This is a genomic window from Nocardiopsis algeriensis (assembly GCF_014203695.1).
Taxonomy (GTDB): domain Bacteria; phylum Actinomycetota; class Actinomycetes; order Streptosporangiales; family Streptosporangiaceae; genus Nocardiopsis; species Nocardiopsis algeriensis.
The window spans coordinates 375,180-401,585 of the sequence record NZ_JACHJO010000005.1 but is presented as its reverse complement, the minus strand read 5'-3'; the positions used below and the strand labels follow the sequence as shown (position 1 = coordinate 401,585).

Below are 26,406 nucleotides of genomic sequence, written 5' to 3'. Positions count from 1 at the left end.
GATGAGGCTTGCGACGTCCGCGCTCCCGAAATCTCAGTCGGTGCTCCACCAGAGAGGCACCAGGTCGGACAGCAGTTCGTGCCAGGGCCGTTGCGAATCCACGCGCCGGGCCCGGGAGGAGACCATCTGGTGCGCGACGCGGCGGGCCTCGGGGGCCAGTACGGGCTGGGTGCCGTCACCGCGGGCCGGGACCTGGCCGTTCAGCAGGGCCTGAACATCCTTCGGTGAGATGTCGGCCGTCGCGCGCAGGATGCTCTGGACCATACCGACGGCGCAGTCGGTGCACTCCGCCAGCAGAGCCAGGCGCTTCTCCCTGTCCAAGGCGCGTACCAGGGCGTAGACCCCCGGACGCAGCTGCATCGCCGTGTTGCGGGCCTGCCGCGAAGTGGTGAACTCGTCGCTGCGCCCCACCCGCAGCAAGAAGTCGGTCAGGTCGTCGAGTGTCACACCTACGTGGGCGCGCGCCTCCTCCGAACCGGCCAGGAACCGGAGCAAGGAGGCCACAGGCGCTGCGTTGTCCCGGGATGTGGGTGGTTCGGTGAGCAGGGTGTGCACCTCCTCCAGAACCCTTTCCCTTGGGTACAGGCAGAGACCGGTGAGCAGGAGGTGGCGCACCTGGACCAAAGCCGAGCCTGTCTCGTGGCGAAACCTGCTGCCTTTCTCGGTCAGGGAGCGGTGGAGCTCGTCCGCGCGTTCCCGCAGAAGGGGCTCCACCGTGTGGAAGTCCTTCTCCGACCAGGCTTGCGCGGGACGCTGCCCGGTACGGTCGGTGGGGCCCAGAGCCGTGAGGAGAAGAGCGCTCAGGGAGCCGAGCTTGCGGGCGGCACACAGTTCCAGGGTCTGTACCGCCTGCTCGGCCGAGGGTGGACCGACCACCTGGGCCTGCAGCAGGGTTGTCCACACCGAGAAGATCGCTGTCGCGTTGGGGTTGTGCCTTCTCTCGCAAGCCGCGACCAGAGCCGCGGTCAGCCGCACCCTGTCGTGCTCGCCCAATGCCTCGGAACCCAGGGCGCACATCCCCTCGTCGAGCCGGTCCCCGGCACTCTCGGCAAGCCACAGTGCCCCCTCGACACCGGGTGCGTTGCGCCACCGGCGCAAGAGCCAGTCCCTGGCCCGGGGATCGGTGGCGAAGAAGCGCTGGCACTGTCTGCCCAGGATCTGGTCCGCCCGGTCGGTCCGTGCGGGGGCCTCGCGGTCGGCCGACCAGGACGCCATCGCCTCGGCGGCCCGGGACGAACCGGCCAGGGCGATCGGGACGGTCATCGGGCACAGGCCGCTCTCCGGGGCGAGGAACTCCTCGGCGTCGAGGTTCTCGAGAGGGTCGAGGGTGCTCGCCTCACCGGCGCCCAGGCACTCCCCGACCAGTTTCAGGATGTGCGGCGGCGTGAAGTCGTGGGGCATGAGGACGGTGAAGGCGAATTCGCGCAGACGCGGGCTCCCTTCCGCCAGCCAGGACCTCAGACGGGACAGGGCGATGCGGCGCCCCACCGGGTCGGGGAGCTGCTCCGCAGCCACGGGCCGGACCAGGCTTGTCACGGTGTATTGGGCAGCGGTGTGCCGAGGGCATTCCTCCACAAGATCCAGGACCCGATCCATGCGCAGCGGGGTACGGCGGTGCACCTCCGCCACGGCGAACAGCGTGATGAATTCGTCGGCGTTGAGGCTGCGAGCGGGACGTAAGGAACCGGTGCGCTTGTGCTCCTCGACGAACCCCAGGGCGCGCTCGTTGGCCCGGTCGGACTCACGCTGGGAAACGGGACAGGCCCGCAACAGCGCGGTCAACTCCTGTTCTGCGCGCTGTGACAGGCCTCCGTCAGTTCCGTGCTCCAGCGCCCACCGCCGGACGCGCACCCGGCCCAGGGCCAGACTCAGCTCGGCCCGGTACTTCTCACCCCGTACGCGCAGTGCCGCGGCGGCGGTGCGCAGGTGGCGGTCCAGACGGGAGACCGCGCTGTCCGCAGCGGCCGGCAGGGGGACCCACGCGGCCAGCCCGGCCACGTCCGCGACCGTGGTCAGGCGTGCGGTGTTCTCCACCAGGTGGACCAGGGACAGCTCGAACTGCCTCAGGATGTAGCTGTCTTCGGGCAGTTCGTCGAGCGGTACGTGCGGATCCTCCTCGGACACGGAGCCTGCCGGGGGAAGCAGAGCCTCCAGGAGATTGGCCAGGGTCGCGTCCCGCTTGTCGTCGGGCTTCTGCCCGCGCAGCCACTCCAGTGCGCCGGCACGGCGGACGAAGACGATCGCGTCCGTGCGTGCCCGGGAGGCCAGACGGTGCACCGCCACCAGGACGCGTAGCCGGAAGTCGGGGCGGTCCCAGCGCCGCCACAGGTCGGTCAGCTCGTCGAAGCGCACGGACGTGTCGTCGTGCGCGACGGTCGGCAGCCACTTGACGTACTCGACCGCGTTGTCCGCGGGCATGTCTTTCAGCAGCCCCCACAGTCTGCCCCGGGCGCTGCTGCTCAGGGAGCGGCACTGGGCGTAGCACCGCACTCCGTACCGGCGCAGCATGTCGTCATCGCTGCGCAGAAGGCGCTCGATCCCCTCCAAGGCGGCCTCGCGCAACGCCCTGCCCCGAACGGGGGCGGCAGCCAGGGCCATGGAGGCCACGTTGGCGAGGAAGAACTCGCCTCGGTGGGCCAGGAGGCGGTCCAGCACGGCGGATATCCCCCGCTCGTCGACGAGCAGGGCCTGGGCGGCGATGTAGTCGAACTGGATCTGGTGGACGAACTCCAGACTGCCGTGGTGGAGCCCTCGCGACGTGAGGCTGCGGCGCAGTACGTTGCGGCCGGTCAATGCCGCCAGCTCCTCCTCCACGTCCATACGCCCTCGGGGGCGCAGGCGCCGCAGTGCGCGCAGCGGGGCGAGGCTGTCGGAGACGGGGACACGGGATCTGCCTCGGCTCAGCAGGAACACGGCGGCGTCCTGGGCCGAGCGGGACATGTCCCGGGCCCGTGCGGACGAGCCCTCCCTCTCGGCGGGCAGCGGGACACCGCGTCGCTGGTCACGCACCACACGGTGTACGTAGTCGCGTTCGAGCAACGCCAGAGTGTCGATCTCCCGCAGTTCGGACCGCAGTTCCTCAGGCGTGGGGCGGTCCAAGGGCAGGGCTCCGGTCTCGAACATCAGGCGCATCCGCAGAGGACTCTCGCAGATGTCGCGGACCGGTAGGCCGAGGGCCACGCCCTCGAGAAGGACGGCCACGAGCGCGTCGTGCCGCTCGGGGGCGGGGACCAGGACACGCACGAACGTCCGCAGTGCCCGTTCGACCTCGCCCTCTCGGAGGCTGTAGGGGAGCAGGTCGAAGCGCTCCACCGTCAGGCCGTGCCCGGAGGCCGTCTTCTCCACGCGGGCGAAGGCCTCGGGGCGGCAGGCCACCACCAGAGGAACCTCGTGTACGGCGCACAGCTCGGCGAAGGCGTCGACCACTGCGGCGCCGTCCTTGTCGGAGAGGACCTCCTCGACCGAGTCGAGGAGCACTGTCGGGCGCTGCCCCAGTTCCCGCTGCAGAGTCAGCGCCGTTCCCAGCGCGGGCCGGAAGTGTTCGTCGGCAGACTCCAGCAGGCCGGGTGCCGGTATCAGAACGGCGTCGGGAAGGGAAGCGCGGACACGCCACAGCAGGCACGACTTCCCCGTGCCGCTGTCGGCCACCACGCATGTCGCGGTCAGGGGAGCGGGCACCACCGCGTCCTCGTCCACGATCTGCGTACCTGAGCCGTGACCTCGGCGCTCCAGGCGGCGGGGGATGTACATGCCGTGGTGGTCCAGCCGCACGTGCTCGGGCGCCTCGGCGGTCCGCTGCCCGGCGGGAACGCGCATGACGGTGGCGATGTCGCCGCGGGTGCTCGCGTCCAGCTCCAGCAGACGCTGCCAGGCCTGAGCCGGGGACAGCGGCGGTTCCGTGGGCGGATCGGGTGTTTGCGGTGCTCGGACGGCCAGGCGGTTCCCGAGGTGGAAGAGCCGGGTGGCGGTTTCCACGGCCAAGGCGTGTACCAGGCCGAATCTGTCCACGGGGATCACGGGGCCCAGCGTCACTCCGTGGTCGTCGAGGGAACGCAGGAGGTGCAGCGCCAGGGCCAGGGACTCGGGCAGCGGCTTTCGCGGTCCGCCCTCCTCCTGCATGCCGGAGAGGAACCAGGAGGCGGTGTCGGCCACCGCGGAGGCGGCCTCGGAGTCGGACATGTGCTGTTCGACAGCGTCCACGCTCCATCCCGATTCCGACGAGAGCGCGGAGGACAACGCCGTGCGCAGCGCCTTGCGCACGCCGTGCCGGAGTCTCCACGCCCTGAACGGATGGGTCAGAGCTGAAACGGCGGGTTTGGACAGCAGGCGGAGGAGCTGCCCCATGATGGGACTGAAGGGGTCCATGGCGCCTCGTGGCGTGGTTGGGGGTGGGTTCCGTGCACAGATTCCCGGGTTGCGGGGTGCTGAACCGAGGAAGAGGAGATCTCTGACCGAAAACGGCCAGGGGAACACTCATACTCCGGGGCCAGGCCGGAAACGGCCGGATACAGGTCGGAGCCGAGGTGGTCTCCCCAGCTCCCGTGCCGGTTCCGTCGCAGCAACGGACAGGGCGAACATCGGGGAGCAGAGTGGCAGTCGGACCGACACCCCGGAGCGGGTGGGAGGCGGCCCGCGGGGTGCTAGCGTGAGCGGGTTGTCTTGTCTGGAGAGCGGACGAAAACTCAATGAACGCGGGCACTGGGGGCCGGACGGTCCTGGTGGAGCTTCCTGCCTCGGCGATGGACCTGTCTCCCGAGGAGCCGTACCGGATCGGGCCCTACCACCTCGTCAAACGGCTGGGTGCGGGCGGCATGGGCGTGGTCTACGCCGGGATCGACCGGCGGGGGCGGCCCGTGGCGGTCAAGACCGTCCACGTCCAGTACGCCGCCGACCCGGCCTTCCGGGCCAGGTTCGCGCGCGAGGTCGAGCTCATGCGGCGGGTGCGCGGCACCTGTGTGGTGCCGCTGATCGACGCCGATCCCTCCGCCGAGCAGCCGTGGCTGGCCGCGCCGCTGGTCGACGGCCCCACGCTGTCCGCCCAGGTGCGCGGGCACGGCCCCCTCGACCCGCGCCTTCTGCTGGGACTGGGGATGGGGGCGGCCGAGGCGCTCGCCCAGATCCACCGGCACGGCATCGCCCACCGCGACCTCAAGCCCGCCAACGTCATCCTGTCGGCCACCGGTCCCAAGGTCCTGGACTTCGGGATCGCGCGCGCCGTGGACGAGACCGCGCTCACCGGTACCGGCGTCGTGACGGGCTCCTCGGGGTGGATCAGCCCTCAGCAGTACCGGGGCGAGCCCGCGACCTTCGCCGATGACGTGTTCTCGTGGGGATGCACGCTCGCCTACGCCGCCACCGGGAGGCCGCCCTTCGGTACGGGCATGGCCGACGTGGTCGCCTTCCGCGTCCTACAGACCGACCCCGACCTGGAAGGGCTGGAGGGCCCGCTGGCCCCGCTGGTGCGCGCCGCGCTGGACAAGGACGCCGGCGAGAGACCGAGCGCCGAGCAGCTCCTCGAGCAGATCGCGCAGGTCAAGCGCGACCGCTACGCGGCCGAAGGTGACGCCTCCGCGGTTCTGACCGGTGTGCTCGACCGCGAGTGGTTCCAGGTGGAGGGCACAGCGACCCAGACGCACAGCGTTGCCCTGCACGCTGCCGGGCGGCGCGGGCACAGGCGCAGGGCCGGGAGGGGCCGTGCGCTCGCCGTGGGCGCGGGAGCCGCCGCGCTGCTGCTGGGCGCCGTCCTCGTGGCGCGGTGGCCGGAGAATTCCGGAGAGGAGGCGGCCGAGGCCGGACCGGTGCAGGCGGAAGCCGGAGAGGCCCGGACGGCGACCGGCGAGGTCGAGGAGACCGTCACCCAGGCGCTGCTCGGCCATCGCCACGAGCCGGACGGGGCCCGGCCGGGGGGACACCTGCTGGTCGGACTCCAGCCCTTCGACCTCGACGGCGAGCCGCACTACATGATCGATGTCATGACCGGGGAACCCAACGTCGACCTCGACGAACGGGAGCCCTTGTGGGGCCGCCTCGCCGAGGACGCCGAGGTGCTGTGCGCCTGGTCCTTCTGCACCGAGGCCGCAGGGGCGCTCGACAGCAGTGCCTACGGCACCACGCCGGTGGAACCGGGCGTTCTCACCGGCTTCCTCGACGCGACACGCGGTGAGGTCGTCGCCGAGGTCACCTACACCGTCAACGTCGACGGGATCGCCCGCATCACCCGGGTGGTGGAGTTCTTCCAACCCTGACACCGGTCTCCGCATGCGTTCGGGAGGGGCTGTGGGAAAGAGATATGTCTCTGAAGGGGGCTAGGATCACATCCATCCCACACAGAACAAAGGCATCCCCCATGTCCCCACGCACCCTCGCCGCCTCCGGAGCGGCATCACTTCTCGTGCTCTCCCTCACCGCCTGCGCGCCGTTCGAGGAGGCGGTGGAGCGCCTCGCGTACGGTGCGATCACCGGCACCTTCTCCTACGAGGAGCTCGACCGCGACGCCCCCTTCGCCGGAAGTCCCGCCGAGGACTACGGAGAGGGCTTCCCCGTACCCGAGGCCGAGCCCGTCGGTTCCTTCGACGCGGAGCAGGTGGCAGAGGCCTACGACACCACCCGGGCCTTGCTGGAAGCCGTCTACCTGAACGAGGAGGCGGTCTTCGACGAGAACAACAGCGAGTTGACCGGCCTGCTCTCCGGACGGCCGCTGGAGTGGTACCTGGACAACCTCGGCAACGAGGACCCCGAGCTCAGCAGCCGACACGTACCCTTCAACCTCAGCCCCGGAACGGCCGAACCGGTCGGTGACGTGGTGAAGGTGGACGGCTGGATGCGTGCGGAGGCGGTCACCGGGGAGCAGCCTTGGGAGTACCTGATGGTCGCCACCGAGTACACGATCGTCCATCCGATCGCGCGCCCGGGAAAGCCGGTGTCGATGCGCCTGGTGACCTCCCACTTCGGAGGGGTGGAGTTCTACGAGCTGAGTGACGGCAGCCTCGAGGCATGGCCGACCTGGTGGCGCACCGTGGGCCCGGCGCACTGCCTGGAGGACCAGTACACCTTCACCCCTGCCTTTCCCGACGACTTCCCCGAGGGGGAGCATCCCCGGGGGCGGCCGCGGGACGCCTACGACCTGGAGGCGTCGCGGGACGTGGACGAATGCGGGGCCGTCGAGGGCACCTGAGAGCCGGCACGCGGATGTCGTGAACACGCCGCACGTCGCCGGCAGCGCCGGTAATGTGCGGCCTGTGCCGACCAACACGCTCTCACCCCGGTACCTCCCCGACGCCTCCGCCCTGGCGGAGGCGCTGACCGGACTCGGGCTCTCCGGCCGGACGGCGGCCCTGGTGGAGCAGGACCCGCACCTGGCCGGGGAGGCCCTTCTGGACGAGGCGGACGCGCTGCGCGCCGCAGGGGCGATCCAGGAGGCGCTGGTGCTCCTCGACGCGCTCATCGTGCACGCACCCGAGACCGAGGACCGCCAGTACGCGGCGATCGGGAAACTGGCGATCCTGCTGGAGGAACAGCTCTTCCCCCTGGAAGCCGCCCATCTGGTCGCGGACCTGGTCGCGTCCTCGGTCCTGGAGGAAGGACCCGCGGCCGCACTGGCCCCGCTGCTGGAGGAGCACGGGGAGCTGGACGCGGCCCTGGAGTGCTACGACATCGCTGTCCGCGGGTATCTGTCCGCAGGCGTGCCGGAGCAGGCCGTGCTGCTGCTGGCCGTGCCGCTGGCGGGCCGGGCCAGGGTGCGCGCGGCGCTGGGCCTGGAACCCGACTTCCTCGACACCGCCGTGCACGGTCTCGGCACCCCCGAGGAGCTGATGGAGGAGCTGGCTGCCCAGGTGAACTGAGCGGAGCCGCCGACCGAGCGCCTCACCCGCTTCGGCCGTTCACGGGTCGTGCTGTCGCCGGGGGGACGCCGACCTCGTCGATGCCGTGGCCGCTGCAGGCAACCCTGGTGACGCTGGCGTGTTCGATACGGGACACGAGGAACCACCGCATACCGCTGCGCAGCCTGCACCACCCGATCAGGTACCAGTGGCCGTTCGCGGAGGCGAACATCACCGGCTCGACGTCCCGAGTGGTCCTGTCGCCGTCACGCGAGATGTAGCGGATACGCACCACCCGCTGCTCGGCCATCGCCTCCTCCAGCGCCGACCTGATCGCGCGCGGAGGAGGAGGTGCGTCGACCCAGACGCGACCGGCCAGCTCCTCGGCCTTCGCCCGTGTCCGTGGATCGAGTACGTCCATGATCTTGCGAACGCCCGCCGAGGCGAGATCGGCGTAGGGGGCGTCAGGTGCGGCAGAGACTGCCGCGAGGAGCGCCACCGCCTGCACAGGGGTCAGGCTGACCGGGGGCAGGGTGCCTCGGGCGACCAGCCCGTAGCCACCGCCGGGGCCCGGGCGCGACCAGATCGGCGCACCGCTGTTCTCGAGTGCGGCGAGGTCCCTCTTGACCGTCCGCACGGACACACCGAACTCTTCCGCCAGTCGCTCAGCGGTACAGCCACGCGATCCGCTGCGTCGCAGCATCTCGGACAGGGCGTGGAGTCTCTCCGCCCTCTTCAAGCCCCACCTCGACAGAAAATCATGACAGAAATAGTGACATACCCTTGTCCTGGAGGCCTGGGAGCATCGCGGTGTGACGAACAATGCGAGCAACCCGACCATCCTCCTGATCGCCGGCCACTGGCTGGGGGCCTGGGCGTGGGACGAGGTGTTGGAACACCTGGCCGCCGACGGCCGGCGGACCATCCCGATGACGCTTCCCGGCCTCGACGAGAGGGACCCCGAGCGGGCGTCCAGGACGCTCGAGGACCAGGCGGCGGCGATCGAGCAGGCCATGGTCCAGGCCTCGGCATCCGAGTCCCGGCCGGTGGTCATCGTGGCGCACAGCGGAGCCAACGCGCCGGTGACCCTTGTGCTCGATCGGCACCCCGACCTCGTCCGCCGGGTGGTGTGGGTCGACAGCGGGCCCGTCGCGTCCGGCAGTGTCTTCGCCCCGGATGCGCCCGAGGACCTGGACGAGCTTCCCCTGCCGCCCTTCGACGCGCTCGGGGAGCAGGCCGGCCTCGAGGGCCTGAGCGCCGAGGCTCTGGCGCGCTTTCGAGCCAGGGCCGTTCCGGAACCCGGCCCCGTGCTGCGCGGGCGGGTAGAGCTCACCAACGATGCGCGTCTGCGGGTCCCGACCACTCTGGTGTGCTGCTCGATCCCGGGCACGCAGGTGATGGAGTTGGCCGACGCGGGCCATCCCGTGTTCGTCGAGGTGTCGAAATTCGATCATGTCGATCTCGTCGACCTTCCGACCGGGCATTGGCCCATGTGGAGCCGCCCCGGTGATCTCGCGCAGATCCTCGCCGCAGCAGCGACTTCCCCAGCCGGCTGAACCGCGGGTGGACCGGAGGGGGTCGACCGCTGCGGTCGGCCTTCCTCCCTTCCCGAAGAGCCCACGGCACACCCCATGCCGCGTTCACTCCCAAGACGCCGCCTCGGGATGCCCGTCCCGTCGCACAGGGGGCGGCCATGACCGGAGCGGGGGAGGGACGGTTCTCCCACCGACGGCCAGGACCGGAGCCGGCACCTGCGGGTGACTGGTCGGTGCCGGTTCCCGGGAAGGGATGGTCCTGTGAGGGATGAGCAGGGGAAACTCGAGGCTCGACGGACCGGACCGGGCCCCGCGTGGGAGCGGGGGCCGGGCGAGGGGTAGGACGTGACCCGCACGGCACCGGTTCTTCTCGGGAACCAGGTGTGTGTCCCAGACCCTGGCACCGCGTCCGTAACGCGCTCTGCACGTACGAACGCCTTGCCTGGTCCGGGAACCGCCGGGTACACGATCGGTTGTACGTGCGTTCGCCGGAGCACGCGCCCGGCGGCCGCACACTGACTATTCGGTTGTGTCGGGGGCGTTGCCCGCTCTCAGGCCGAAGGGCACACCGAACCCGGTGAGCCAGCCGCCGGCCTCCAGACGGCGGAAGATCTCCTGTGTCACGTCCCGGTCGGGCGCGGAGCGCGGAGGCCACCCGAACGCGTCCGAGATCGTCGACCAGCTCGGCCCGTGGCGGTGCTCGTCGCGGTAGTCGGCCACCCACCGGGCGACCTCCGCCTCGCGCCCCGAGAGCAGGGCGTCGGCCCGGGCCTCCACCGGGGCGTCCAGGTCGGTGGTGGCCGGGGAGACCCGGGGCGGGGTCGGGGGCGGAGGAGGAACGGGCGCCAGCCATGCGGTCGTCTCACCCAAAGCTGCGGTGAGGACCGCGGCGTTCCCCCCGACGTCGGTGATCCATTCCAGGCGCTCCAGCCATTCCAGGAGTTCGGTGAGCTCCGCCGGGCCGGACAGGGCGCAGGCCACCGTGATCTCCACACGGGGAACACTGATCCGCCCGCCCGGTTCCGCACGTGCGGCCACGTAGGCGGCGACGAGTCTGAGCCGGTTGGGCTTCTTGCGCATCTTCTTGTGGCCCATGGCCCGCGACAGCCATCCCGAGGCCCGGGAACGGATGCCCTGGCCCACGTTCCAGGGGTTGCCCTCCAGGTCCGGGACGTCACACAGCTCCGGAGCGGAGGGCAGGGAGGACATCACCTTCTCGGTGGTGGTGACGAGCCAGCCGGAGGCGATGAGTTCGTCGAGTGCAGCCTCCGGGTTCTCCAGGCGCAGGACGCGCATGTCCTGGGCCAGCAGGTTCACCTTGCCGCGGATCGCGCCGCGCAGGGTGCAGGTGAGAGCGAGCAGGCGGCTGTCCGGTTCACTTCCCAGCTGCTTGGAGGCCACATAGGTCCACACCTCCCTCAGGAAATCCATCTTGCGGGTGCTGATGGGCAGCTCACGGTGGGGGGAGGGGGTCGGCGGGGGCGGACCCTCCCTCCGCACAGGCGGTTTGGGCGGCCACCCCGGAGGGGTGGTGATCCCCAGTTCCTTGCAGCGGACACACTCCATCGCCGCGGCCAGGTCCTCGTTGGGCTTGTGGAACCGAGGCCGCGGAATCTCTCGCGATGGCTGCGCGTCACCGGCTACGGCGTGTTGCGTCATGGTCAAGGAGACTAGCGGTGTCAACGGGTGTTGTGACACGACTCCGCGAAGAAAGGCAGGCGGTGGGCAGTTCCCGGAGATCATGACCAGGGCCCCACTCGCTGCGGCACCGATGGACCGTCAGGCGTGTCCGGCAGGCCTCGGTGTCTCCTCGAGGCGGGGTTTCTGGCGCTGGGCGGGGCACCAGCGGGCGTAGGGGCAGGTGAGACAGGCGGGCCCCGGTGTCGCGGGGAAGGCGTCGGCTCCGAGCCAGGGGGCGGCCAGAGCACCGACGACCCGGCGGGCCTCCTGCCGGACATCGGGGGAGGAGGGGTCGAGGCTGAGCAGGTGGGCGCCGGCAGGGGTGAGCGCCTCCAGCTCGACGGCGGAGGCCGGGCCCGTGGGCAGCACCCCCGAGGCGAAGAGCAGGACGGCCAGGGCCAGGCGCGGGTCGTGGGACAGCAGAGGGAGGCCCTGCGGAGGCGGGTCGCCCTCCGGCGCGGAGATGCTGCGGTGGATCCACGAACCGCTGTGGTGGTGGAGCACGTCGGCCCGGGACAGCACGAGGACACCGGTCTCGGTGTCGTCGGCGGTCAGGGAGGCCCCCAGCCTCAGGTGGCTGCCCGAGGGCAGTCCGCGCAGGGGGCAGACGGGGACATGGGCGGCGAGCATCGCCGCGGTCCGGCGGGCCTCCTCCCCGGTCGGCCGGTGCCCGGTGGCCCGTCGGTCGGGGTCTGCGGGCAGGTCGGCCGGTTCGCACGGGCGGCGGGGGAGGCGGCCGTGCAGCCGCTCCAGCCAGGTTCGCACCGTGTCCTCCCGGTGCGCCGGAGCGGCCGGGGGCACCCCCAGTGCACGGTAGCGGGCCCTGGCCGGGCAGGCGCGGAAGTCCTGGCCCAGGGAGACCGACCAGGTACGGTGCGGTCCCGGCGAGGGGTCGGCGCCCAGAAGCCCCGGCGCGGGGGGAAGGCGGTCGCAGCGCCGGCGCGCACCGCAGTCCAGGCAGTCGGCCCCCGGCACACGGGCGCCTCCGGCCAGCGCCGAACGCAGGCCCTCGCGGCCGACCTCCTGGAAGAGTGCCTCGGCCTGTGCCGGGGTGCCGTCGAAGCGCACCGCCGTGGCCGAGTCCAGGCAGGACACCTCGACCACCCGCACCCGCCGGGGGAGGGGCTCGCGGCGGCCGAGCATGGGGAAGGGGACCCCGCCCAGGTAGCGCTGCGGATCGGCGTCGCAGGCGGCGCGGTCCACCTCGCGCCCCGTGGCCAGGACGTAGGCGGCGACCGCGGTCCTCGCGTCCGGCGGCGTGCGCAGCACCGGAGCGGGGACGGGGACGCGCAACTCGCGGACACCCGGGCGGACGTAGCGGCGCCCCCGGGCGCACAGCTCGTAGGGGCGGGCACGCGAACCGCGGTCGGGTATGTACTGGCGGACCCAGAAACAGGGAACGGCTCTGCTGCCGGGCTCCACCGACCTCAGGTAGGCCGCCGCGGCGCGGTGCACCCAGTGCGGCTCGGGCAGGTGCTCACACGCCCGGTCGAGCTCCCACCCCCGGTGCTCGACCAGGTCGAGCACGGTGTCGAGGGTGTCCAGGGCCGGCGCGCGGGAGGGGAATCCGCCGGCGCGGGCGCGTATCCGGCGGTGCGCGGGGCAGCCGCCCCGGGGCAGCACGGCGTCGTCGTCGAAGAGGCGGATCACGGACTGGGTCACGGCGGCCCCCCGGAAGGACGGTTCCCCGTCATGGTGGCACGCGGGAAGGCCGGCCCGCGGAGGCCTGTGGACAACCCGGGGCGGTGGCAAGGAACCCGTGGCGGTCCGCCCCCGGTCGTGTTCACGGTGCTCTGCCCCGGGGAGTGGACCCGGCAGGGCCTCGGCAAGGGAGGAGGAAAGCGTCTCGTGCCGGTTGTCGAAACAGGTCCGCCGATCATCCGGCCCGGTCCCTGTCGCCCTTGTGCTGTGCGGGGACCCGAACACACCGCAGAGGTCCGGCAGGGGGCAGGGCGGCGCATGCCGGGGCCGGCTCCTTCGGTGAGGGCCGGGGCTCGCCTCGCCGGGGAGAGCCAGGGGAGTTCCTCTTCGGCGGAAGAAAAGGCGGCCGGTGTCCGGAGGCTGCCATTTCCGTGTTCCGGAAAACATGTCCTCCGGCTTCGGAACTGTCCGAGAGAAGTGTGCGGACCCGCCAGAGAGAAGTGCACGGAAAGGGAGGCAGGACGCCCTCCTCTTCGTGCGCCCACCCCAGGAGGACACCGACGTGGCCGACGACCTTGTCACGGGTGTGCGGCCCGACCGGGAGGAATGGCCCGCCGGGCTGGACGTGGACGGTCTCCTGGCGCAGGGGTGGCGCCCCACTCCCTTCCGCCAGTTCGTCCTCAAGATCCACAGCCGCTGCAACCTCGCCTGCGACTACTGCTACATGTACGAAATGGCCGACCAGGGGTGGCGCAGCCGGCCGCGCCGCATGGCCAGGTCCGTCGTCGACCGCACCGCCGAACGCATCGCCGAGCACGCCCGCGCCTTCGGACGTGACCGCGTGGACGTGATCCTGCACGGAGGCGAGCCGCTCCTGGCCGGCGCCGACCACATCCGGTACACGGCGCAGGTCCTGCGCAAGACCTGCGAGCCCGACGTCCGCGTGGCGCTGCGCATGCAGACCAACGGCGTCCTCGTCGACGAGGCCTTCCTCGACCTGTTCGAGGAACTGGGGATCCGGGTCGGCGTCAGCATCGACGGGGCCGAGGCCGACCACGACCGGCACCGGGTCCGCGCCGGCGGCCGCGGCACCCACGCCGAGGTGCGGACCGGGCTGGAGAAGCTCGCCGCCCGTCCCCACCTGCTGTCCGGGCTGCTGGCCACGGTGGATCTGGAGTCCGATCCCGTCACCACCTACGAGGCCCTGCTCGAATTCGATCCGCCCGCCGTCGACTTCCTCCTGCCTCACGGCACCTGGGACGCCCCGCCACCCGGGATGACCGGGGAGGGGACCCCCTACGGAGACTGGACGGCGGCCGTGTTCGACCGCTGGTACCACGCTCCCGTCAGGGAGACCAACATCCGGATGTTCAACGAGATCATCCGCCTGGTCCTGGGCGCTTCCTCGCGCACCGAGACCGTGGGACTGTCCCCGGCGGCGATGCTGGTGGTCGAGACCGACGGCAGCATCGAACAGGTCGACATCCTCAAGTCGGCCTACGAGGGCGCCGCCGCCACGTCCCTGCACGTCCTCACCCACTCCTTCGCCGACGCCCTGCTCCTGCCCGGGGTGGTGGCCCGCCAGATCGGGGCGCGCGCACTCGGTCCCGTCTGCGCCGCCTGCCCCCTGGCCCGGGTGTGCGGTGGCGGGCTCTACCCGCACCGCTACCGCTCGGGCAGCGGATTCCTCAACCCGTCCGTCTACTGCGCGGACCTGTACCGGCTCATCACCCACATCCACCGCACCGTGGCCGCGGACGTGGCCCGGCTCCGGGAAGGGATCTGATGTCCGCCGACTCCGGGTCGGCGGTTCCCGACGACGTGTTCGACGCGCTGGCGAGGGGCGGAGGCGGCGCGGCGGCCACCGCACACCTGCGCGCCGCCCACTACGGCAAGCACCTGCTGCTCGTGCGCAGGGTCCTGGACGCGTCCCGCGGCGCGCTGCACCCCGACGCGGACCGCGCGGCGCGCTCCTGGGATGTGCTGGCGGAGGTACAGGACGCCCACCCCGCCGCGGTCGCCTCCGTCCTGGGTCATCCCACCGTGGGAGTGTGGGCCCGGCGCACGGTGCTGGCCCTGGAGGGCAGGCGACGGGAAGAGCCCAGGGTGGCGGTCCTGTCGTCCCTGGCCGCGGCCGCCGCGCTGCGCGCCGGTACCGCCTTGAGGACCGAGGTGCCCCTGGACGGTCCCACGGTCGCGCTGCCCTCCCTCGGCAGGGCGGTCGTCGGGGGCGGGGACGCCGTCGTGGAGGTGGCCGGCGGCCGCGCGCTGGTCACCGGCGAGAGGGCTGTGGAGGTCCCCGCCGATCCGCACGAGGACGCCCCCGGCTGGCAGGCGCTGCGCCGCCTGTCGGCCGAGCACGGCGGACGGAGGCTGGAACTGCTCCTGGACGACCAGGATCCCGACCGCATGCCCGGGACCGAAGCGGTGGCCCGGCGCCTGGGGGGAGAAGAACTCGCCTGGTGGGGAGAGACCCTCCAGGGTGCCTGGGAGACCCTGGTCGAGCACCACTGGACCGTCGCGGAGGAGGTGGCCGAGACCGTCCTCGCCCTCACCCCCATCCCGCCCAGCGGAAGGGCCCATACCAGCGCGACCCCGCGCCACGCCTACGGCAACCTGGGCCTGTCCCGGCCGCCGGACCCGCTCATGCTCGCGCTGACCTTCGCCCACGAGGTACAGCACATCAAGCTCACCGCGCTGCTGGACCTGGTGCCGCTGGTGCTGCCCGACGACGGCAGCCGCTACTACGCCCCTTGGCGCCGGGATCCCCGGCCAGCGGCAGGCCTGCTCCAGGGTGTCTACGCCCATGTGGGCGTGGCGGGGTTCTGGCGCCGCCACCGCGAGGCCGTGACCGGTACGGAGGCGCTGCGCGCCTGCGCCGGCTTCGCCCACTGGCGCCGCTCGGCCCTGGACGCCGCACACGTACTGGCCGCCTCGGGCCGGCTCACGCCGCAGGGGGAGCGCTTCCTCGCCGCGATCGAGCGGACCCTGCTCCGCTGGCAGGAAGAGCCGGTTCCCGAGGCCGCCGCCGAGGCGGCTCGGCGGGCGGCCGACCGCCACCTCTCGCAGTGGAGGGAGCACAACGCGGGCCGGACGCCGGTGCTCCTCCCCGGGGGCACCGCGAGCGCGGTGCCCACGCGGGAGGCGTACACCGCCCCGGCACCGGAGGGGCGTCCGTAGGAGTTCCGGATCAGGGAACCGCCCGCTCGGGGCGCGGCCCCGGCCGGGAGCACCCTCCCGGGGCCCGTGCTCCCCGGTCCTCCGCGGGCGCCACCGGGAGCGGCGAGGAGGCCGACGGCGGCACGGTGTTCACAACTGGCGGGGGTCGAAGTCGAACGCCAGTCTCCGCCCGGTGAGGAACGCCTTCGTGAACTGGTGTTCGCGCCCCAGGACACGGGTGAACAGGGGGCCGACCTGGCCGGCCACCTGCTCGGCCTCCTCGTCCTCGCCCTCCGCTCTCAGGTCCTGGACGAGGTTGGAGGCGCACGTCAGCGCCATCGGGTGCTCGTCCCCCAGCAGTGCCCGGATCCGGCGCAGGCTGCCACGGCCCAGGCGGACGGCGTTCTTCGTCTCGCCGACCGCGGCCAGGTCACCGGCCAGATTGACGGTGATCCCCAGGGAGAGGTGGTGGTCGCGTCCCAGCTTCTCCTCCATACCCGCCAGTGCGTCCTCGTTGAGCTCGCGGGCGCGGGCCGGATCCCCCAGCAGCCGGTACAGCAGGGCGACGTTGGTGGTGCACCCGTGGTTGTAGGGGTGGTCGACGCCGTAGACCTGGTCGTAGCGACGGTCGGTGTCCTCGGCCAGTTCCAGTGCCTCGGCCAGTGCGCCCGTCATCCGCCAGGTGTTGGACAGGCACATGGCCGCGGCGAGGGTCTCGGCGTGATCGAGACCGTACAGGCGCAGGTGGCGGGAGTGCGTGTCCTTGGCCATCTCCAGGGCGTCGTCCAGCTCGCCCGCCATGCGCAGAGAGGTGGCCAGGTCCATCTGTGTGCGCAGGGTGCGGGGGTGGTCCGCGCCCAGCTGTTCGCGGCCGTAGGACAGCGCGTCCTCGCCGAGGTCGCACGCCTCGGTGTAGTCGCCGTTCAGGCGCACCGCCAGTGCCAGGCCCTGCACGTAGGTCAGCAGAACCGGTGACCCCTGCGTCTGCCCGTGCCGCTTGTGCAGCATGTATACCCGCTCGTGCAGACTGCGGGCGCTGACGAAATCACTGGTCAGCGTGTAGTCGATGGCCAGGTTGTAGATCGCGCGCAGGGTGGCGGGGTCGTTCGGGCCCAGAGCCTCCTCGTGCAGGCGCAGCGCCTCCTCGTCATGGCTGCGCGCCTGCCAGAAGTCCCCGCTGTTGCGCAGGTCCGCGCCCAGGCCCGACAGCACGGCCAGGGTCTGCTCGTGGTGCGGGCCCAGAACTCTGCGCATGCGGGGCAGCAGGCTCTCGTCCAGCTCGCGCACCTCCTGGTAGCGGCCCATCTCGCGCAGCCTGTTGGCGTAGCTGACCTGGGCCTCCAGGACGTGGCGGTCGTCCGGCCCGGAGTCGGTGCTCCACTGCTCGACGAACCTGCTCGCGTACTTCTCCCCCATCTCGTGGTTGCCCGACACGTACAGGAAGGACAGGACGCGCAGGGCGAAGCGGCGGGCCTCGGGGCGGTCGCTCTCGGCGATACCCGAGGGGCCCAGGTGCGGCAGCAGGGCCAGGTAACGGGCGTTGGAGGCGGGGTCGCCGACCGACTTGGGCGCGGCACTGCCCAGCAGGGCCCACACCTCCCGGCGCACCTCCTGCTGCTCATCGGGGGAGAGCTCGCTGCGCACCAGGGCCTGGATGAGCCGGTGGACCTGGAGGGTGCGGCTGCTGTTGTCCAGCCGGATGAGGGCGTAGCGGGCGAGCTGGCCGATCGCCCGGCTCAGCCGGATGGGGTTGTCCAGCAACCGGCTCATCGCCGGCCGCACATCACCCCGCTCCACCGGGAAGAAGACGTCCCGGGGGATGGGGTCGGGTCCGAAGAAGGCGCAGCACCGCAGCAGCTCCATCGCCTCGGGCAGGTTCTCCTGGAGCTTGCTCACCGACAGCTGCCAGGCCGCGGTCATCGGCGCGGGGTACTCGCTGGGCTTGCCCTCGCGCAGCAGGGAGGCCGGCTGGTCGGAGAGCAGCCGCAGGTACTCCTCGTTGGACATGCCGGTCTCGGACCGCAGCGCCCCCGCCTGCTCCAGTGCCAGGGGGAGGTGCCCCAGGGCCTCGGCGAGCCGGGCCGCCTCCGGGTCCGAGATGCCGCGGGGTATGCGCTTCCTGAGGAACTCGACGCTCTCGGCCGGGGGGAAGACGTCCACGGACACGGTCTCGGCGACGGATTCCCACCGGGGGTTGCGGGACGTGATCAGCACGTGCCCGGTCTCGTGCCCCTCGGGGACGACCTCGCGCAGGTCCTCGGGTTCGTCGGCGTTGTCGTAGACCAGGAGCCAGCGGTGGAAGGGGGTGCCTCGGCGCAGGGCGTTCAGCACGCTCTCGGACGCCTCCTCGATACCGGTGGTGTTGGCGCCCGGAAGGCCCAGGTGCGGAGCCAGGTGCGCGAGGGACGAGCGCACCAGGCCCGGCTGATCGGCGTTGACCCACCACACGACGTCGTACTCGTGGCGGTACAGGTGGGCGTACTCCACCGCCATGAGGGTCTTCCCCACACCCCCGTAGCCGTGGAGGGCGTGCGGCACCAGGGCGGTGACGTGGTTCGTCAACCCCGCGCGGAGGGAGCGGAGCTGGTGCCTTCGGCCGGTGAAGTTCTTGTTCCGCGACGGCACCCCGCCCCAGACCTCGGGAAGGCGGCCGAGTCCTTTGTTGGGACCGGTTACTTGAGTGTCGGACACTCGTTTTCCTCCGGTTTCACACGTGTCCCGCCGGAATCATTTTCCCCGTTTCTTGACGTGACCCGGCTGGTTTTATGGCTCTCCGGTTTCTGGTTCACGGGGCCCGGGTGGCTTTCAGCGTAGGCGATCAGGTTAGAGAATGACAGCACTGTGGTAGGAACTTCGTGGGGGAAGACGGGAAAGGGGCAGGTGGCGCCCTGTCCCTTCTTTTCCTGGTGAAAAAGGAGTGAACGATGAGAACCCAGGAGTTTTCCGAGGGCCTCGCTTTCGTGTCCCTCGACGGTTTGTCCCTGCGGGAACTGGGCGGACTCGGGGAGTCCGTCGTCGCGTCGGCCCTGCGCTCCGTCCTCGACCCCGAAATCGCGGACGACGAGGCCGTGGCCGCCTTTATCAACGAGGGTGACGACTGACAGAGGTGTTCGCCGAATCTCCGGGCGCCCTGGCCGACGGACCGGAGCCCGTGTAGGCTGCCGAGATGTTCGGGAGCGCACGGGTGCCGTTGTCACCCCGCTCGACCGTGAACGGAGAGCGACCTCGGTGTTCTTCCGCTGCCGCCGGTCGGGAGCCATTCATGAGACGAGCCGATATCGCGTGGGACGAGAACACCGGCCCGTTCATCGGGCCGAGGCCTTTTCATACACGGGAACGGTCTCTTTTCCTCGGTCGGGAACAGGAGACGAGGTCACTGGTGGAGGCCTGGAGCCGCCATCGGCTCACCGTGCTGTACGGCGGCACCGGCGCGGGCAAGACCTCTCTCCTGCGCGCCGGAGCCGTACCCGCACTGACGGACCGCGGGGAGAGCGTCCTGCCTCCCGGTGAACTCCTCCTGGACGCCTCCTTCCCCGTCGCCGCGATGCCCGACCAGAACCCGTACACGCGCGCCCTGGTCGACTCCTGGGACCCCGACGTCCCGCCCGGGGGCTTCCCCGGCCGCTCGGTCGGAGACCTCCTGCGCTCCCGGACACGCCTGGACCGCTACGGGCGCCCCGCCCCGCTGTACGCGTCCCTGGACGGGACCGAGCTCCTCCTGCGCCCGGGAACCTCGGGTGAACAGGACCGCCGCGACCTGCTGGACGAACTCCTGGGCCTGCCGGACACCGTGGAAGGCCTGCGTCTCCTCCTCGTCGTGCGCAGCGACCACATGGACGAGCTGCGCCGCCTCGTCGACAAGCGCGCCGTGTCCCACGCCGAGGTTCTGCTGCGGCCCTTCACACCCGAGGCCGCCGCCGACACGGTGGAGCGCGCCCTGGCCCGGTTCGGCCACCGCCCGGGGCCGGGAAGCGGCAGACACCTCGCCGAGGAACTGGGAACGGCCTCCGGCACGGTCGACCCCGTCCTGCTCCAGGTGGCCGGCCGGGCACTGTGGAGATCCCGGTCCGACCGGGAGCCCGAGGCCGGGGGCGTCGACCCCGCCCTGGCGGGGTACGTGCGGCAGGCCGTCTCCGAGGCGGCGACCGAGTGCCTGGTCCCGGTGCGGCTCGTCCGCTCCTGGCTCGACACGCTCGCGGCCGCGGGCGGGGCCGGAGCCCCGCCCTTCTGCGGCGGTGCGGACGTCGCCACCGTCCTCCAGGACCGGTACGTGGTCGACCGGGACGCCGCCTCCTACCTGCTCCGGCATCCCCGCCTGCACCGGCCCCTGGCCTTCCTCGGGCCGCTCCGCGAGGCCGCCTACACGGCCGCCCGGCACTTCGACGCCGCCTGCAGGGCGCGCACACGAGGCGAGAACACCGTCGCCGGGGAGCACGCCCAAAGGGCCCTGTCCGCCCAGCCGGCGCCCGGTCCCCGACTGCGGGTACGGCTCGTCTCGCTGCTGGGCGACCTGGCCTTCGAGGAGGGTGACCACGTCTCGGCCGCACGCCTCTACGCCGACGCCGCCGGACGGTACGCCTCGCTGGGAGAGGGGACCGCGGTGAACCGCACCCTCCTGGCGCAGGCCCGCTGCCTGTTCCTGGAGGGGGACCGGTCGTCGGCCCTGGAGGTACTGGCGTCGGTCACCAGCCGGGCGGGCAGCGATCCGGGCGTGCAGACCGGACTCGGACAGGCACTGTGGCATGCGGGCCAGGCGGAGTCGGCCCTGGACGTCCTCAACCGGGTTCTGGCCCGCGACAGCACCGACACCGAGGCCCGGCGCACGCGTGGCGAGATCCTCGCCGACCAGGGTGAGGCCGCCCCGGCCCTCCACGACCTGGAGCGGCCGGGAGCGCCGCAGACCCCTTCTTCGCGTGCGGCCAGGGCCCTGGCCCGAGCCACCCTGTGGGGTGCGGAGGCGTGGCCGGAGGACCTGGACGAGGCGTTGGAGGAGGCCTCCGACAACGGCCCCGTCCTGCTCCGCGCCGCCCGGGTGCGGCGGATGGGCGGCGACCGCGATCTGGCCGCACGGCTGGCCGAGCGCGCCGCACGCGCACACCACCCGCCGCTGCCGCACCACCAGCTGTCCACGGCCGCACGGCTGCGGGAGGGGGAGTGACGCCGGTGCTGGCGAACCTGTCCGACCCCACGGTCCTGGTCGCCCTCGTCACGGGGGCCACCACGGCGATCAGCACCATCACCGCTTCCGCGCTGACCTCGCGCCGTTCCCTGAAGGCCGAGGACGCGCGTGCCGGACACGCCCTCGACACGGAGCGGGCCCGCTGGGAGAGGGAGGACACCCGGAAGGAGAGGGAGGAGGCCGACGACCTGGTCACCGCCGTCACCGAGTCGGTGCTGCGCTTCGGGATGACGGCCCGGTGGGCCAGGCACATCCAGCTCGCGGGACCCTCCCGACCGGGGCGCGAGGGGCTCGCGGACCTGCAGTTGCCCGAGGACGCCCTGCGGGCGGTCGCGGCCGTCGAACGGCTGCGCAGCACACTGCCGGAGCAGGAACGCGCGGCGGCGGAGGAGCTGCGCGACGAGATCGACCGCGTCTTCGACCTCGTGACCTCCGGCAGGGGCGAGGGCGGTCCCGCAGAGCTCAAGAAGGGGTTGGACGCAAGGCTGCGCCGTCTGACGGACGCGCTGTCGACCGGGAAGCAGGTCTCTCCCGCAGTCTCGGAAGAAGGACGGTGACGACCACGGCGAGCAGGCCGACCGCGGTCAGGACGAAGGCGCTGGTCGCTGCGGGACCCGCTGCCTCCAGGACGTGGCCGCCGCACACCAGACCCACCGGGAGCGCACCGTGGGCGAAGAACCGGTTGGCGCTCAGCACCCGCCCCAGGACCTCACGGGGAACACGAGCGGCCTGGTGGGTCGCCGCGGTGACGTTCATGTGGGCGCCCACGAATCCGATGCCGCCCCAGGTGAGGGGGAGGACGAGCAGCATCCAGTGGGAGCCGGAGTGGTGGGCCAGGGCCAGGGCCCCCAGGGGGATCATCCACAGCCACAGGCACAGGGCGACCATGACCGCGGAAGGGGTGCGCGACACCAGCGGCGGAGCCAGGAGTGAACCGAGCAGCCCGCCCACACCGGTGGCAGCCAGGACGCACCCGAGCAGGAGGGGGGAGAGCCCACTCTCCGTGGCCACCAGCATGATGATCAGCCAGACGGTCTGGAACAGGGCGTTGGTGACGGTGCACACCACCAGGACCGTGGCGAGCAGCCGGTCGCGGCACACGCGTCGGAACCCCTCGGAGACCTCCCGGACCGACGGGAGCGGTGAGCGGTCCCGCTTCCCGGTGCGGGGGCGTATCGGCCGGGGCAGCAGGAGGGTGCTCACCAGTGCGCACAGCGACATCGCGGCGTCGAAGAGCGCGGGAAGCCAGCCGGCGACCCCGTACAGGAAACCGCCCAGCGGACGCCCGGCCAGCTGTGTTCCGTGGGAGCGGGCCTCGTTGCGGCCGGCCGCGGTCGCCAGCTCCTCCTGAGGTACGAGGCAGGGCACGGCCGTGGACACGGCGGACAGGAACAGGGCCGAACAGGCACCGTGCAGGGCGGTGGCCGCCGCGAGCAGCATCACCGGGGCGTCCCACAGCAGGACCGGCGCCACGAACACGGCGGTCACGGTCAGACGGCCCGCCTGTGCCAGGAGCAGGACGCGGCGCGGGTCGACCCGGTCCAGCAGAACCCCGGCAGGCACGTGCAGCAGGACGCGGGGCAGCATGCCCGCCGCGGTGATCCACGCCGTGACGGCGGCGGAACCGGTCTCCGCCAGGGCCAGCAGCGGGACGGCCAGCGTGAACGTCATGGTGCCCAGGCTGCTGAACGCGCCCGAGCTCCACAGCAGCGTGAAACGGCGCCACCGGCCGCCTGCGGCGCGGGGGTGCTCGGGTCGGGTGTCCGTCCCGCCGTCGCCGGCGGTCACCCTGGCCATGTGCTGGTCTCGGACATCGCCTCGGAAAAGGTGTGGTCGTCGTCGTGCCTTCCGCGCACGTGCCGGAAGCCTCCCGCGGCGCGGGTCCCGGCCCGGCGCCGGATCGGCGCGCACGGGAGGTGCCCGGGCGGTGGCGGCCGCCGGAGGAGCGGGGCGGAATGCCGTCAGAGTACCGACGGCGGGCGCACGTGCGACACGAAATCACGGAAAGAACGCCTTGCCCGGCCGGTGGCGTCTCACATGTCCGGATGCACGATGCGGTGGGCCTCCGTCGGGTCGGGGTACTCCCAGCGGCGCACCAGGCGCTCCACCGCGGCGGCCGGAACCGGACGGTCACGCCGGTCCAGGCGGGCGCGCAGCTCCTGCGGCGGGGCCTCCAGGGCGACGATCTCCACCCGTGCCCCGTAGTCGGCGGCCAGGTCGACGCACCGGCCGCGCAGCGAGCGGGAGACGTTGGTGGCGTTCCACACGAACGGGCGGCCCGCGCGCAGGTGCTCGCGGGCCAGCTCGTGGGCGGCGGCCGCGACGGGACGCTGGTCCCCGGTCGGGCCCACACCCATCTCGGCGCGCAACGCGTCCAGGCTCACCACGGCGAGCCCCGGCCGCTCCCGGGCGATCCAGGTGTCCTTGCCCGCGCCGGGCAGGCCCGACATGACGGTGACAGTCGTGCGGGTGTCGTCGTAGGCGTCGTGGTCGGGGTCGCGCCCCTCCTTGCGGAAGTACCAGAAGCGGGCGTGGTCGGAGGGGAAGGCGCGCGGGGCCGCCAGGCAGCGCTGCTCGGCGCAGTACTCGCGGTACAGCCCGATGTTCTCCAGGACCTCGGCGGTGTCGCCGCACTCGCGTCCCAGGATGTCGGCGGTGGCCAGGACCGCCAGGTCGTCGTTGCGGGCCACCAGGCTCACCCGGAAGGCGATCCGCTGGAGGTCGGGCCGCTCCAGGGCCCAGAACGGGACCTGGTGGTGGCGCACCAGCGCCGCCACGTGCTCGCGCCAGGCCACCGGTGCGCCCGCCTCCCACAGGAGGCGGCGCACCGTCAGCTCGCCGCGCCGGGAGTGCCCGTGTGCGGTGACGCGCCCGTCCTCCTCGCGGCGGGTGCACTCCGGCTTGGCGATGTCGTGCATCAGCACGGCGGCGAAGAGCCGCACCCGCTCGTGCTCGGGCCGGGCCCGCCACTCCGGCAGGGAGGCCAGCGCCTCGCAGGCCATCCGGGTGTGGATCTCCACGTCTCCCTCGGCATGGTGCACGGGATCCTGCTCCACCCCCGCCAGGGCACGCACCCAGGCGAAGGCCTCCCGCACGCGAGACCAGTCCAGATCCCACACCGGGGGAGCCGGGCACAGTTCAGCGAACACCCGCACGGGACACCTCCGGGGCGGCCGTCCTGTTGGCGATCAGCGGCCGGTCGAGCCAGTGCGTCCCCGAGTCGAGGAGGGCGTTGGTGAAACCGGGGCGCACCCACTTGAGGCGGTCGACGGTGCGGCCGCCCTCCTCGACCTTGACGTACAGGCCCTCCATGAGGTCGCTGTCGTCGGTCTCGGCCAGGGCCCGCCGCGGATCGGCGCCGACGGCCTCCGCGGATTCCGCCAGCGCCTCCCGCCAGGCAGGTGTGCGGTAGGCGGAAGGGCCCACCAGGGAGGTGAGGTCCTCCAACCGCTCCAGAGGGCCCGAGTGCAGCACGGGCACGGGGACGACCGGGATCCCCTCCAGCAGCTCCCGGCGGCGCGGGGTGGACAGGAACGTGCCGTCACGGGTGTCGAGCACGTCGAACTCCAGGAAGTGGTGGGGGAGCGCGTCGTAGAACACGGTGTGCTTGGCGTAGAGCCACTCGCCGTAGAGCACGTAGCGCTCGCCCAGGCGCGGCCGCAGCAGCGGCGCCATCGACGCCGCCCACGCCTTGAAGGGCGAGAAGTGGCGCTCCCGGGGGCCGCCCTGGAGGTAGTGGCCCCGGCTCTGCAGGAGCAGCCGCCCGCCGGGCCCGAAGCTGATCCCCGCGTTGGCGCCGTCCAGTTTCTCCTCCACCACGAGGTGGCGTCCGGCCAGTTCTCCGAAGGGCACCGCGGACAGGTCGTGGTCGCCCCGCTGCAGACGGGACCCGCGGATGTGCCGCGTACGCGGGTATTTGTGCATGTGCCCGGTTCTACCGGTCCTCGCTCCGGCGGGGCCACCGAATTTTCCGTCAGCGCCCGTCCACCGGGCGCCGGGAGGCCAGGGAGGCGGCGTCGGCGGCGGCGCGTCCGGCCTGCCAGCCGTCCTCGCTGTAGGGACCCCGGACACGGGAGGAGGTGAGCTCGCCGAAGGCCGCGGTGACGGCGGCCTCCACCTCGCGCTCGCGTGCCGCGAACAGCGGCACCAGGTCCCGTCCGGTCTCGGCCTCCGCAGCCCGCTCGGCGGTACGGGCGGCCTCCACCAGGCGCTCGCCCACCCGCACGGCGAACGCCGACATGAACGAGGCCCGGAAGTCGCGGCCCGCCCGCCGGCCGGCGCGGTCGCGCGCGGAGTTGCTCGCGCGCATCGCGGCCTCGGCCTGCACCAGCAGCGAGGTGAACATGAGATCGACCGCGTCGACGTCGTCGGGGAAGCCCATCACCGTGCACATGCCCAGGTCGCTGTGCCACACGGCCCGGCAGTGGTTGGCCTCGGCGACCTCGTGGAGCAGCACCGCCTTGTGCTCCTCGTAGGGAGCCTCCACCGGCAACCGCCGGGCGTGGCCCGCCTCCGACCGGCTCGGCTCCTCCTCCAGCAGGGCCCGGTCGATGCTGTGGCGGGCCATCATCTCCTGGGCGCGGGCGCTCAGCGCCTCGGCCTCACCGGGAAACTCCGTGGACTCGGCCTTGGCCAGCAGGGCGCGGACCCTCGCCAGCTTGCCCTCGTCCACCGGACCGCGCCGGAGGGGCCGACCGTGACCGGGCCGGTGGCGGCCCGGCAGGGGCATCAGATGCTGGAGCGGGGGCAGCGCGCGCAGCGCCGCCAGCGTGCGCAGCACCGCCTCGACCGCCTCGAAGCGCATCAGGCCGCGGTCCCGGCACAGGCGGCCCAGGAAGGAGCCCCGGTCGACGGGCGCGACGCCCAGGCCGCGCACCTGCGCGCTCCAGCGGGGGTCCACCGACGGGGAGGGGTGCCGCTCCAGATCGGCGGCGGCCGCGCCGGCCGTCGCCGCGGCGGCGGTGGGGCCCAGCAGGCGCTCCATACGGCGGACGGCCTCGGCCGGCTGCCAGCCGCGCGTCCACACGGCGGCCGCGCCCTCGCGCAGGGCGTCGGCCAGAGCCCGCTCCGCCGACCGCGCCCACGCGTCGTCCTCGGTGTCGGCGAGCCGGGCCGCGGCCAGGTCCACGCCGCCGCCCTCCTGGCCGAGCACCAGTGCGTCGACGGCACCGGCGACCACCTCGCCGGCCGCCTGGCCCGGCAGCGGGCCGGCCCACTCGGCGGCTCCGGCGGCACGCCGCGGTCCGCGGCGGTTCCTGCTGCCCACGCCGGGCCTCCCCTGGTCAGATGTCGTAGGATCCGGCCGCCCATCCTAGGCCCTGTTTTTTTTGGATCATCTCGGGCTGCACGGCCGCCAGGCGCCCCCTTGCCGCGTCGGAGAGCTTGCCGGGCC

The 26,406-nt window shown here is 72.4% G+C and carries 18 protein-coding genes; 9 read left to right on the top strand and 9 right to left on the bottom strand.

Annotated features, from left to right (window positions below):
- Window positions 1-33: 33 nt before the first annotated feature.
- Window positions 34-4,344, bottom strand: a complete 4,311-nt coding sequence (locus tag FHS13_RS10500; RefSeq protein ID WP_221442619.1) for a hypothetical protein — start codon at window positions 4,342-4,344, stop codon at window positions 34-36.
- A gap of 341 nt (window positions 4,345-4,685) precedes the next feature.
- On the opposite strand from FHS13_RS10500, the gene FHS13_RS10495 reads away from it, so the two are divergent.
- The 3 genes from FHS13_RS10495 to FHS13_RS10485 all read left to right on the top strand — a co-directional run bounded on the left by FHS13_RS10495 (window position 4,686) and on the right by FHS13_RS10485 (window position 7,841).
- The gene (locus tag FHS13_RS10495) at window positions 4,686-6,245 is read left to right on the top strand and encodes a serine/threonine-protein kinase (RefSeq protein ID WP_184290912.1); all 1,560 of its coding nucleotides are present in this window, start codon (window positions 4,686-4,688) and stop codon (window positions 6,243-6,245) included.
- A gap of 101 nt (window positions 6,246-6,346) precedes the next feature.
- Entirely contained in the window at window positions 6,347-7,174 is an 828-nt protein-coding gene (locus tag FHS13_RS10490; RefSeq protein ID WP_184290911.1) for a hypothetical protein, read from the top strand.
- A 64-nt stretch (window positions 7,175-7,238) separates the two neighbouring features.
- The gene (locus FHS13_RS10485; protein ID WP_184290909.1) at window positions 7,239-7,841 is read left to right on the top strand and encodes a hypothetical protein; all 603 of its coding nucleotides are present in this window, start codon (window positions 7,239-7,241) and stop codon (window positions 7,839-7,841) included.
- A gap of 22 nt (window positions 7,842-7,863) precedes the next feature.
- On the opposite strand, the gene FHS13_RS10480 is transcribed toward FHS13_RS10485, so the two are convergent.
- On the bottom strand, window positions 7,864-8,559 hold the full coding sequence (locus tag FHS13_RS10480) for a helix-turn-helix transcriptional regulator (protein WP_184290907.1): 696 nt from the start codon (window positions 8,557-8,559) through the stop codon (window positions 7,864-7,866).
- Window positions 8,560-8,632: 73 nt separating this feature from the next.
- Between FHS13_RS10480 and FHS13_RS10475 the strand changes: the two genes are divergently transcribed.
- Window positions 8,633-9,376, top strand: a complete 744-nt coding sequence (locus FHS13_RS10475) for an alpha/beta fold hydrolase (protein ID WP_184290905.1) — start codon at window positions 8,633-8,635, stop codon at window positions 9,374-9,376.
- A 498-nt stretch (window positions 9,377-9,874) separates the two neighbouring features.
- On the opposite strand, the gene FHS13_RS10470 is transcribed toward FHS13_RS10475, so the two are convergent.
- Both FHS13_RS10470 and FHS13_RS10465 read right to left on the bottom strand, forming a co-directional pair.
- The gene (locus tag FHS13_RS10470) at window positions 9,875-10,786 is read right to left on the bottom strand and encodes a hypothetical protein (RefSeq protein ID WP_246405046.1); all 912 of its coding nucleotides are present in this window, start codon (window positions 10,784-10,786) and stop codon (window positions 9,875-9,877) included.
- Between the two features lie 348 nt (window positions 10,787-11,134).
- Entirely contained in the window at window positions 11,135-12,697 is a 1,563-nt protein-coding gene (locus FHS13_RS10465; protein ID WP_184290901.1) for a PD-(D/E)XK nuclease family protein, read from the bottom strand.
- A 598-nt stretch (window positions 12,698-13,295) separates the two neighbouring features.
- Between FHS13_RS10465 and FHS13_RS10460 the strand changes: the two genes are divergently transcribed.
- Together FHS13_RS10460 and FHS13_RS10455 are read left to right on the top strand one after the other, a co-directional pair.
- On the top strand, window positions 13,296-14,462 hold the full coding sequence (locus FHS13_RS10460) for an FxsB family cyclophane-forming radical SAM/SPASM peptide maturase (protein WP_246405142.1): 1,167 nt from the start codon (window positions 13,296-13,298) through the stop codon (window positions 14,460-14,462).
- Window positions 14,462-15,856, top strand: coding sequence for an aKG-HExxH-type peptide beta-hydroxylase (locus FHS13_RS10455; protein ID WP_184290897.1), 1,395 nt, complete (start codon window positions 14,462-14,464; stop codon window positions 15,854-15,856). Before FHS13_RS10460 ends, FHS13_RS10455 begins: the two co-directional genes overlap by 1 nt.
- A 129-nt stretch (window positions 15,857-15,985) precedes the next feature.
- On the opposite strand, the gene fxsT is transcribed toward FHS13_RS10455, so the two are convergent.
- Window positions 15,986-18,526 (bottom strand): FxSxx-COOH system tetratricopeptide repeat protein, encoded by a 2,541-nt coding sequence (fxsT, locus tag FHS13_RS10450; RefSeq protein WP_184290895.1) that lies wholly within the window; start codon window positions 18,524-18,526, stop codon window positions 15,986-15,988.
- 233 nt (window positions 18,527-18,759) lie between these two features.
- On the opposite strand from fxsT, the gene FHS13_RS10445 reads away from it, so the two are divergent.
- From FHS13_RS10445 to FHS13_RS10435, 3 genes are all read left to right on the top strand, one after another.
- Entirely contained in the window at window positions 18,760-18,936 is a 177-nt protein-coding gene (locus FHS13_RS10445; protein WP_184290893.1) for an FXSXX-COOH protein, read from the top strand.
- A 65-nt stretch (window positions 18,937-19,001) separates the two neighbouring features.
- On the top strand, window positions 19,002-20,993 hold the full coding sequence (locus tag FHS13_RS10440) for a tetratricopeptide repeat protein (RefSeq protein ID WP_343064973.1): 1,992 nt from the start codon (window positions 19,002-19,004) through the stop codon (window positions 20,991-20,993).
- Between the two features lie 5 nt (window positions 20,994-20,998).
- Window positions 20,999-21,571 (top strand): hypothetical protein, encoded by a 573-nt coding sequence (locus FHS13_RS10435; RefSeq protein ID WP_184290890.1) that lies wholly within the window; start codon window positions 20,999-21,001, stop codon window positions 21,569-21,571.
- On the opposite strand, the gene FHS13_RS10430 is transcribed toward FHS13_RS10435, so the two are convergent.
- The 4 genes from FHS13_RS10430 to FHS13_RS10415 all read right to left on the bottom strand — a co-directional run bounded on the left by FHS13_RS10430 (window position 21,477) and on the right by FHS13_RS10415 (window position 26,280).
- The gene (locus FHS13_RS10430; RefSeq protein ID WP_184290888.1) at window positions 21,477-22,811 is read right to left on the bottom strand and encodes an MFS transporter; all 1,335 of its coding nucleotides are present in this window, start codon (window positions 22,809-22,811) and stop codon (window positions 21,477-21,479) included. The genes FHS13_RS10435 and FHS13_RS10430 overlap by 95 nt on opposite strands.
- Before the next feature lie 236 nt (window positions 22,812-23,047).
- A complete protein-coding gene (locus FHS13_RS10425) occupies window positions 23,048-24,169 on the bottom strand; it encodes an AAA family ATPase (protein ID WP_184290886.1) in 1,122 nt (373 codons plus the stop codon).
- The gene (locus FHS13_RS10420) at window positions 24,153-24,938 is read right to left on the bottom strand and encodes an RNA ligase family protein (RefSeq protein WP_184290884.1); all 786 of its coding nucleotides are present in this window, start codon (window positions 24,936-24,938) and stop codon (window positions 24,153-24,155) included. The genes FHS13_RS10425 and FHS13_RS10420 overlap by 17 nt, the downstream gene beginning before the upstream one ends.
- A 49-nt stretch (window positions 24,939-24,987) precedes the next feature.
- Window positions 24,988-26,280 (bottom strand): DUF2786 domain-containing protein, encoded by a 1,293-nt coding sequence (locus FHS13_RS10415; protein WP_184290882.1) that lies wholly within the window; start codon window positions 26,278-26,280, stop codon window positions 24,988-24,990.
- Window positions 26,281-26,406 lie beyond the last annotated feature (126 nt).

Bases quoted from the DNA above. Each gene is read 5' to 3' on its own strand.
- FHS13_RS10420 (WP_184290884.1), bottom strand. From the start codon at position 24,938: ATGCACAAATACCCGCGTACGCGGCACATCCGCGGGTCCCGTCTGCAG.
- FHS13_RS10500 (WP_221442619.1), bottom strand. From the start codon at position 4,344: ATGGGGCAGCTCCTCCGCCTGCTGTCCAAACCCGCCGTTTCAGCTCTG.
- FHS13_RS10430 (WP_184290888.1), bottom strand. From the start codon at position 22,811: ATGGCCAGGGTGACCGCCGGCGACGGCGGGACGGACACCCGACCCGAG.
- FHS13_RS10470 (WP_246405046.1), bottom strand. From the start codon at position 10,786: ATGGATTTCCTGAGGGAGGTGTGGACCTATGTGGCCTCCAAGCAGCTG.
- FHS13_RS10455 (WP_184290897.1), top strand. From the start codon at position 14,462: ATGTCCGCCGACTCCGGGTCGGCGGTTCCCGACGACGTGTTCGACGCG.
- FHS13_RS10445 (WP_184290893.1), top strand. From the start codon at position 18,760: ATGAGAACCCAGGAGTTTTCCGAGGGCCTCGCTTTCGTGTCCCTCGAC.
- FHS13_RS10490 (WP_184290911.1), top strand. From the start codon at position 6,347: ATGTCCCCACGCACCCTCGCCGCCTCCGGAGCGGCATCACTTCTCGTG.
- FHS13_RS10495 (WP_184290912.1), top strand. From the start codon at position 4,686: ATGAACGCGGGCACTGGGGGCCGGACGGTCCTGGTGGAGCTTCCTGCC.
- FHS13_RS10440 (WP_343064973.1), top strand. From the start codon at position 19,002: ATGTTCGGGAGCGCACGGGTGCCGTTGTCACCCCGCTCGACCGTGAAC.